A 7,961-nucleotide genomic window follows, 5' to 3' on the forward strand; every position below is an offset into this window, starting at 1 on the left:
TTATTAGTAGAAAGGAGCTTTTATGGCTCAGGAATCTTATTATAATCTCCTTAGATTTACACTAAGGGTGAGAGAACCCCAGTCCAACTCAAAGAAGGCGCGGTCAGCTCTCCGAAAAGGTCTAGTGCCTACCACGGAACATTATGCATACCCTTACGTGTTGCCGCACATAGACAACTCCCATCATCGAACAGCGGTGCTCCGTTCCATTGGGCTCATCTCTGAATTCAACAATATCCCTCAAAACTTTGATAACGACGGGAAATACCAGTGGAAGAGCATTGGAACGTGGGCGGCAGAAGTAAGTCGTGCACTTGCCAACGATAGAGATATAGAGCTAAACCCCGATAACCCAGATAGGATAGGCCAGCTTTTAGCGTATCTACACACGCAAAACTTAGAAGAGGCAGTTCGTACTTTATACCGCATCATGCAAATGTCAGGGAAGCTTAACAACGTTCCTGCAATGCATTTTGGTGCACTCATCAATATGTTCATTTATTGGGGGAACGGTATTTCTGAGGAATCACGCGAACACCGTCTCACCATGATGCGCGATTATTATTCGGCAGTTTTCCCTAAAAAAGAAAAAACCGAAGAAACAGAAGCATAAAGCTTTTATACACACCAAATATTTTCTTAACACTACTTATTTTGAAAGGACAATGAAATGTCTCGCCACCTGACCTTGAGCATCGTCTCAACCGTACCCTACTCCAACCTCAACCGCGATGACAGCGGAACACCAAAGCGCGCAACTATCGGCGGAAGCTTACGTGCACTGCACTCCTCACAATCCATCAAGCGAGGAATCCGTGTTGCTTACGAGAACGCCTCTTTGGATTACTCTGTACGTTCAGGCTCCCTCGTAAATGAAGTTGTAGCAAAAGCCTTAGAGCTTCAACCCGAGGCGGACGAAAAAGCTTTGACTAAGGAAGCTAAAAAAATTATTGGGGCCCTCACCAAAGGTGCAGAAAAAGAAACAGAAGGCGGCTCCGACCGTTCCTCTTGGCTCAGTGAAGAGGAACTCACCACCGCTGCATACACGGCACTAGGGCGTACCGACGAAACCTTCATCGAAGATGGACGTACTGGCTCTCTTGCTATCGCAGCTTTTGGCCGTATGTTCGCTAACGCACCCACCAAAAACACCGAAGCAGCTCTCAGCGTCTCACCAGGAGTGACAACACACCCCGCAACCATTGAAACAGACTACTTCTCCACTGTTGACGACATTAAAGAACGTAACGGTGACTCTGGCGCAACATTCCTTGGCGTTGCACAATACACGAACGGTGTTTTCTACCGCACTGTGAGCATCGACCGTGAACAGCTCAAGAAAAGCTGGGCAGGATTTGGCCAAGAAGACTCTAAAGAGAACCTACGCCAACTCATCACTGCAATTCTCTACGGAATGCCCCGCGGTAAAGAAAACAGTACCGCCCCTTATGTTCAGCCTGCTCTCGTTCTAGCAGAAGAACAACAGTACCGTACCGCATACGACTTCGAAACACCCGTACAAAATGGCGCTGAAGGCGGATACCTCGGTGCAACAATCGACGAGCTCGCTCAACAATATGCTGCAGCACGACGCTTCGACCCAGACAACTTCGGACCCGTCGAATCCCTCACCGGAACATACACCAACCTTGACGGAAAATTTGGTGACCTCAAAGCCGTTTCCCGCAAAGAATTCGTAGAAAACATCGTAGAATGGATCTGCCAATGACATCATCGGTGTATTTGAGACTAGCTGGACCCTTACAGTCTTGGGCTGGTGCCTCCGTCACCGGTAATATCGTCAACACAGGTAAAATCCCTACACCAAGTGCCCTACGAGGTCTCCTAGCAGGTGCATTGGGGTATCAACGAGGGCAATGGCCACAATGGTTAGAAAACGTAGAGTTTACTATCCGTATGGAACGCCCCGTACAATACACTGATGATTTTCAGACGATTAATCCACGTACAGGAGAAGAAACCTTCCGGCGCCGTATCCTCCTTGCACAAGGGCAAAAAGCATCAAGCGCAAAAAGCTTAGTCTTTACTCCCGACGCGCAATCTGGAACTTCCATCGTGAACCGTACATATCTTGCAGATAGCGAATTTATTGTACGTATCACCGCAGAAGGTAAAACTGAAGAAATAGATGCGGCACTAAGAAGCCCCCAATTCAGCACCTATTTAGGACGTAAAGCGTTTCCTGCAGTGTTTCCTTTTTACTTAGGAGTAGGGGACTCGGACGAGCTCTATAAAATCCCTACGGTCAAGAGGAAACAACGAGGAGAGCAACGCTCCACTGTGCAAGAGGCGGGCGCAGAAGAATCGGCAACAGTGACAATCTATCAATTTGTTGACGATACTCCCGTAGCACCGTCAAACACTAGAGTTCCTGTCGTACAAGACCGCAATATGTGGTTAGAAAAAACAGCAGAACTTCTCAAACGACGTAAAACGCTCATATAAAACAGCAAGAACTCGTTGTGGAACCCTACTTTAGGCGCACCACAACGAGTTCTTTTGCCATACCCATTACTAAGGAAAAACATGACTTACACCGTTGAATACCTACACCCCGCACAAGAACGTGCTGGAACACATCTCATTCTTCTCTTACACGGGTATGGTTCTAACGAACAAGACCTCCTGCAAATAGCCAAACTCATCGGCTCAGAAAACATTACATGGGCGAGTATGAGAGCGCCTCAGCCCGTCGGCGCAACCATTGACGACACCGCAACCACCGCACATATTCCCGCCGTCAGCTACGGGTACCAGTGGTTTCCACTCAACCAGCTCTTAGATAGTTCCTTACACAGCATTAACCTATCCTGCGACTACGTGAACCAATGGTTAGACAAAAAATGTGCAGACTACGATGGGATAACGCTCCTCGGCTTCTCACAAGGCATGGCGTTAGCAACAAGTATTGCGCGATGCTATCCCGAAAAAATATCAGCAATTATTGGCCTTAGCGGATACATCATTGAAACAGAAGAATGGGCTAAAACCACACAACAACTCAAACAACGACAAATACCAGTCTTCTACGGTTACGGCGACCAAGACCCCATTATTCCTACCGGAAAAGAAGAATATACTCGCTCATGGTTAGAAGAAAACACCAACCTTGAATTACACGAATACTCTGGAATGGCTCACAGCGTCTGCCCCCAAGAAATACAGCACGTCGCGTCATTTATCCAGAAAAATATACTCCCGTTAACATAGCTATAGTGAGGGGAAGCAGCTACGCTACACGCACACCAAATCTTAGTTGCAACCGGTATATACAGTAATTTACTGTTTACTTTCAGAAGCGACCTCAACAGTAATACCGTTGAGTGTTACCGTGTCGCCATGGCGTAGCTGCTTTCCGCGGGATTCTTCAATATCACCGTTAACCTTCACAAGACCATCTTGAATGAGTTCACGGGCATGAACACCGTTCTCTACTAAAGCAGCAAGTTTAAGAAACTGCCCTAGCCGGATACTCTCATCACGAATAAAAATACGTTCAACATTACTCATAACTAATACTCTAACCGATGAATCAGCAGGCAAAAGACCTACGCCCTAACTCAAGACGTATCACACCGCTCAGTAACAGAACGAACCATAATAATAAGGTACTCTTAGACAACGCGTACAGATACGCACAGACACTATAAAACAACCCCTGCACGTCGTCTCCAGCGGCGGGGCACTAGGAGTAATAATGGCAGAAAAAACAGTTCTCGATAACGTCATCACCTTGGCAAAACGCCGAGGCTTCGTCTTCCAAGCCGGCGAAATTTATGGCGGAACACGATCAGCGTGGGACTACGGCCCCCTAGGTGCTGAACTCAAAGAGAACATCCGCCAACAATGGTGGCAAACATTTGTACGCGGACGCGAAGACATGGTTGGACTCGACTCTTCCGTCATCCTCCCCACCAAAATTTGGGAAGCATCCGGCCACGTAGAAACCTTCACCGACCCATTAGTCGAATGCCTCTCATGCCACACCCGCCTACGACAAGACCACCTCATCGAAGCCTATGAGGAGAAAAAAGGTCGCGCACCAGAAAACGGCATGGCAGACATCGCCTGCCCCAAATGCGGTACACGTGGCCAATGGACCGAACCGCAAAACTTCTCTGGCCTGATGAAAACCTACCTCGGCCCAGTCGATAACGAAGAAGGCTTACATTTCCTCCGCCCCGAAACAGCACAGGGAATCTTTGTAAACTTCAATAACGTGGTAACTGCTGCACGCAAACGCCCACCCTTCGGCATCGGACAAATTGGTAAAGCCTTCCGCAACGAAATTACCCCAGGAAACTTCATCTTCCGAACCCGAGAGTTTGAACAGATGGAGATCGAATTCTTCACCCACCCTGAAGAAGCACCACAACACTTTGAACAATGGGTTGAAGACTGCTGGAACTGGTTTGTTGACCTAGGTATCAACCCAGATAACATGCGAAAATTTGATGTTCCTGAAGACGACCGTGCCCACTACTCTGCTGGAACCATTGACATTGAATACAAGTTTGGTTTCCAAGGCAACCCTTGGGGCGAACTCATGGGCGTTGCAAACCGTACAGACTACGACCTCGGTGTGCATAACAAACACTCAAACGCTAAGCTTGAATACTTTGACCAAGGAACCGGCGAACGTTACGTGCCTTATGTTATTGAACCGTCCTTCGGGCTCACCCGTTCTATGATGGCGTTCCTTGTAGATGCGTATCTAGAAGATGAAGCGCCTAATACTAAAGGCGGAGTGGACAAGCGTACTGTGCTTAAACTTGATCCTCGTCTTGCACCTGTTAAAGCAGCGGTGTTGCCACTATCTAAAAAAGAAGATTTGGTGCCAACGGCAAAGAATCTTGCACAGCAGCTTCGTCGTCAATGGAATGTTGATTATGATGATTCTGGCGCTATTGGACGTCGTTACCGCCGTCAAGATGAGATTGGTACACCGTTCTGCATTACCGTAGATTTTGACACTCTTGAAGACCAGGCAGTGACGATTCGTGAACGTGACACGATGAATCAAGAACGTGTTTCTTTGGATAAGGTACAAAGTTATCTTGCTGAAAAACTTCTAGGCTAAATAGAATTTAACCGCGTCTGGTATTTATTAGTAAAGAAAAATACCAGACGCGGGGTTATTTTCTATAAAGTATAGTTTAAGATTATTTTCAATGAGTGATTATAAAATTGAAAAATTTTCTAGTAGATTTATTATATTCTTAGCTGCGCAATCGATTTCATGGGCTGGAGCTTCAATGACTCCTACTGCTCTGATGTTGGGGTTACTTGAGTTAAAATTCTCACCTTCTGATATAGGGATTATTGTTGCGTGTAACTCTATATTCCTTATATTGTTTCTTTCTTATGGGGGAGTGGCTTCCGATAGATTTTCTAAATTTAAGATTGCTGCTTTTGCTCAATCTATTAATTTTCTATCGCTTGTTATATTATCTATATTGTTTTATACTGAGAACACGCAGCCTTATTGTTATATAATTTCATCATCTTTCTCTGGGGCATCATACGCTTTTATAAATCCAGCGACTAAAGGAGCAATAAAACAGCTAGTTACGCCAGGCCTCATCAATAAGGCGAATTCGTTACGTTCTATTTTAAAAAATATTTTATATATAGCTGGACCTTCTATCGCAGCTTTAATAACTTCTCTTTATTCTGCGTACTATGCTGTGTTGGTAGATGTGATTAGCTCATTTATAGTAATTTTATTATTTTTTATCCTATTCTCCACATCAGATGATTCAATGTCTAGCTTGAGTGGAAAAGATAAAACGTTATTATATAGCCTTAGAAATGGTATATCAACTTTCTTTTCAATTCCTTGGGTCTGGAGAATATCATTATGCTATTTTTTCACAAACTTTATTTTTTCGGGCCTGTGGCTAATTCTAGCACCTATTGTAATATCGGAAGAGTATGGAAAAGAATATTGGGGCATACTCTTGTCAGTTCGTTCTTTAGGCCTTTTGTTCGCAGGTGTATTTTCTTATAGAGAATTGTCGTCTAAATACCCTGTTCTTAATATATCGTTAGGAAGTATGCTTGGTGGGATATTATTTATTTTCATAGGTTTAGATACTCAATACGCTGTGTTGTGTTTTATTTCCATGATATTTGGCTTTGGGTCTTCGGTTTCTTCAATAGCTTGGGATTCTCTGATTCAAAAAAATATTTCAGAATCGCATATATCTCGAATTATATCTTTAGACATGACACTCTCGTTTTTGTCAGTTCCTCTTGGTCAAATATTTATACCCCTATTTACATCTAATTTTTCCTTAAGTCAGGTTTTTGTAATTGGTGGAATATTATATATAGCTCTGTTGAGTACTTTGCTGGTAAATCCTTATTTACGAAATCTAAAATGACTATAGAATATTGAGTTCATAAATTCATAGATGATATTAGCTAGTTGTTTTAGATATTATATTTATTGGGAAGTATAAACAGTTTCAGTGCTAGTTTTGATTATAGCAATAGGGCTCTTGGGAGTCTGTTGCACTGCTGAAACCTATCTTATAAAAGAGGATATTCTCTGCTGATTTGTGAAGAATCTGTTAGAAAATTCTTTATAGCCTCTGTAAAGAGTCGTTTTTTGTGTACTCAATCAATGCTAGATAAAACATATATGAGGTCTAGAGTAGGACTCTAGACCTCATTCGAAGTTGATGTTTAGGGAACTTGAAAATTATGGTGTTCTAATCCTGTGTATCTTTTTCGTTGTTATTTAGAATCGATATGATTGGGATTTTGTTTCATCTTCCTGTTTGATTGCCATTCTTGGTCTTCTCTATAAAGTTTCTTGAATCTGTAGTAGAGAAAGCGAATCACCAATACAGCTATTGCTAAAAATACGATTATGCTGATTAGGGCGAGAATGGAAATAACAAGGTGAGTCATAAATTTATTCACTCCTTAGTCATTTTTGATGGCTTGACGAATGTCTATAAGTAGCGGTTCTTGCAAACCATCAAGTGAGATGCAAGTCACTATACACTACTTGTGTGGGGTGTTCAAGGAACTTATTGGATTCTCTGACGGGGGGGGGCTGACTAGAAAACATGTTTGGGGTGTCTAGGGAAGTTTCACTCAAAGTTCAGGTGGGTTTGTAAAAAGTTTTTTAAGTCGCGTTGCAGCTAAGAAAACGCCCCCCTATGCAAGCGCATAAGGGGCGTTAGGTTATTTATTTTTCTTCGTAAATTTTATTCTTCGGGCTTCGACTGCTTGCCCATAAGCGAGTGCGGTGCTTTCTAGCCATAGCGGGGTTTTCTTTTCTCCCGCGCCTTTGAGCCATGCATCGGCAGGAGGAAGATCTTTAGCAATGGATAGATTGCTTGAGGCTTTCCCTATGGCTTTAGCGAAGCCTGAGATATTTAAATAATTTTCTCCGCTTTCCATAACCCTAAGAATAACCCAAAAGAACCACGAATCATGGCAAGAATAGGAACCGCGTACACGCGAACTACCATACCTCAGATATGAACGTAATATCTGCCTCAAACATTGCATCGGGAATGCCTTGGAAGATTTCCTCTCCTCCATAGTGTCCTGCTGGTAGGTGTGTGTAGGGAGGGGCCAACTAATACAGGTATGCACGCAGTGCCGTTACTGTTTTACCAACGGATTTTTATTTTTCTTACCCGCTACAGACTTTTAGGCTGGGGTGCGTAGCTGTTGCATAATCTTGCTGCGGACCCTGTGCATGGAGAGAAAGGGCCCCTATACGCGCCAGTTGCTTAGAAAATACCTCCGTGTGTACGGAGAAGAGGTGATTGTTTATCCAAATCATCTCGTAGATTCGGAAAGACCTCCGTGTGTACGGAGAAGAGTGATTCCGTTCCATGCTCTTTCCCAATTACCAGGAAAGACCTCCGTGTGTACGGAGAAGAGGATTATGCTAGGGGCAAGGCTTTATAAACGCC

General features: G+C 44.0%; 8 protein-coding genes. 6 read left to right on the forward strand and 2 right to left on the reverse strand.

Going from position 1 to position 7,961, the window contains the following annotated elements:
- The first annotated feature begins 22 nt into the window (after positions 1 to 22).
- The 4 genes from ACN08X_RS07245 to ACN08X_RS07260 all read left to right on the forward strand — a co-directional run bounded on the left by ACN08X_RS07245 (position 23) and on the right by ACN08X_RS07260 (position 3,231).
- On the forward strand, positions 23 to 613 hold the full coding sequence (locus ACN08X_RS07245; protein WP_419108347.1) for a type I-E CRISPR-associated protein Cse2/CasB: 591 nt from the start codon (positions 23 to 25) through the stop codon (positions 611 to 613).
- Between the two features lie 57 nt (positions 614 to 670).
- Complete coding sequence (gene cas7e / locus ACN08X_RS07250; protein WP_419108348.1) at positions 671 to 1,729, forward strand: type I-E CRISPR-associated protein Cas7/Cse4/CasC; 1,059 nt, start codon at positions 671 to 673, stop codon at positions 1,727 to 1,729.
- Entirely contained in the window at positions 1,726 to 2,466 is a 741-nt protein-coding gene (gene cas5e, locus ACN08X_RS07255) for a type I-E CRISPR-associated protein Cas5/CasD (protein WP_419108349.1), read from the forward strand. The genes cas7e and cas5e overlap by 4 nt, the downstream gene beginning before the upstream one ends.
- A gap of 81 nt (positions 2,467 to 2,547) precedes the next feature.
- A complete protein-coding gene (locus ACN08X_RS07260; protein WP_419108350.1) occupies positions 2,548 to 3,231 on the forward strand; it encodes an alpha/beta hydrolase in 684 nt (227 codons plus the stop codon).
- 69 nt (positions 3,232 to 3,300) lie between these two features.
- Here the strand turns inward: ACN08X_RS07260 and ACN08X_RS07265 are convergent, their stop codons facing one another.
- Positions 3,301 to 3,531 carry an RNA-binding S4 domain-containing protein gene (locus tag ACN08X_RS07265; protein WP_419108351.1) on the reverse strand — a complete coding sequence of 77 codons (231 nt, stop codon included), beginning with the start codon at positions 3,529 to 3,531 and terminating at the stop codon, positions 3,301 to 3,303.
- A 187-nt stretch (positions 3,532 to 3,718) separates the two neighbouring features.
- Here ACN08X_RS07265 and ACN08X_RS07270 point away from each other — a divergent pair, with 187 nt between their 5' ends.
- Together ACN08X_RS07270 and ACN08X_RS07275 are read left to right on the forward strand one after the other, a co-directional pair.
- Entirely contained in the window at positions 3,719 to 5,101 is a 1,383-nt protein-coding gene (locus tag ACN08X_RS07270) for a glycine--tRNA ligase (RefSeq protein WP_419103302.1), read from the forward strand.
- 91 nt (positions 5,102 to 5,192) lie between these two features.
- A complete protein-coding gene (locus ACN08X_RS07275) occupies positions 5,193 to 6,407 on the forward strand; it encodes an MFS transporter (RefSeq protein WP_419108352.1) in 1,215 nt (404 codons plus the stop codon).
- 811 nt (positions 6,408 to 7,218) lie between these two features.
- Here the strand turns inward: ACN08X_RS07275 and ACN08X_RS07280 are convergent.
- Complete coding sequence (locus ACN08X_RS07280; protein ID WP_419108353.1) at positions 7,219 to 7,437, reverse strand: hypothetical protein; 219 nt, start codon at positions 7,435 to 7,437, stop codon at positions 7,219 to 7,221.
- Positions 7,438 to 7,961: the final 524 nt, after the last annotated feature.

Origin of the sequence: Rothia sp. P6271, from assembly GCF_048512995.1 — a bacterium.
Taxonomy (GTDB): Bacteria; Actinomycetota; Actinomycetes; order Actinomycetales; family Micrococcaceae; genus Rothia.

Bases quoted from the DNA above. Each gene is read 5' to 3' on its own strand.
- ACN08X_RS07275 (WP_419108352.1), top strand. From the start codon at position 5,193: ATGAGTGATTATAAAATTGAAAAATTTTCTAGTAGATTTATTATATTC.
- ACN08X_RS07270 (WP_419103302.1), top strand. From the start codon at position 3,719: ATGGCAGAAAAAACAGTTCTCGATAACGTCATCACCTTGGCAAAACGC.
- ACN08X_RS07245 (WP_419108347.1), top strand. From the start codon at position 23: ATGGCTCAGGAATCTTATTATAATCTCCTTAGATTTACACTAAGGGTG.
- ACN08X_RS07265 (WP_419108351.1), bottom strand. From the start codon at position 3,531: ATGAGTAATGTTGAACGTATTTTTATTCGTGATGAGAGTATCCGGCTA.
- cas5e (WP_419108349.1), top strand. From the start codon at position 1,726: ATGACATCATCGGTGTATTTGAGACTAGCTGGACCCTTACAGTCTTGG.
- cas7e (WP_419108348.1), top strand. From the start codon at position 671: ATGTCTCGCCACCTGACCTTGAGCATCGTCTCAACCGTACCCTACTCC.
- ACN08X_RS07280 (WP_419108353.1), bottom strand. From the start codon at position 7,437: ATGGAAAGCGGAGAAAATTATTTAAATATCTCAGGCTTCGCTAAAGCC.
- ACN08X_RS07260 (WP_419108350.1), top strand. From the start codon at position 2,548: ATGACTTACACCGTTGAATACCTACACCCCGCACAAGAACGTGCTGGA.